Genomic DNA, 390 nt, shown 5'->3' on the forward strand with positions numbered 1-390 from the left:
CCCCCTGCGGACCTTGGGCGCAGGCACTTGGCTCACCGAAGAAAGCTTCAGCGCTGGCGGCCCGCTCGCCTGCATGATTCGCCCGAATGAGCGCGCCCTGGCCGTGGCCGTGGATGAGGTGAGCGGCGCTGGGGGCCAACTGACGCCAGGCGATTACGTGGATGTGCTGCTGTTCCTGCGCCAGGATGTCGGTAACGTCGAGCAGTCGGCGCAGATCGTCCTTCCGGCCATGCGCCTGCTCAGCGTCGGTGACCAGTTGGGCCTGGCCAACGATGGCAAACCCGCTGTGCCCCCCCCGGTCACGCCTGAAGAACGCGCCCAAGCCGCCCAACGTCGATACGGCGCACGCACCGTGGTGCTGGCCGTGCCGGAGCCACTGCTAAGCCGACT

Annotated in this window: 1 protein-coding gene; it reads left to right on the top strand. The window is 68.2% G+C overall.

Annotated features, from left to right (window positions below; genetic code table 11):
* On the top strand, positions 1–390 hold a 390-nt coding region (cpaB, locus tag SOP95_RS32005), incomplete at both ends, for a Flp pilus assembly protein CpaB (RefSeq protein ID WP_323609594.1).

It is taken from the genome of Pseudomonas sp. YuFO8 (assembly GCF_035065025.1).
Taxonomy (GTDB): domain Bacteria; phylum Pseudomonadota; class Gammaproteobacteria; order Pseudomonadales; family Pseudomonadaceae; genus Aquipseudomonas; species Aquipseudomonas putida_AE.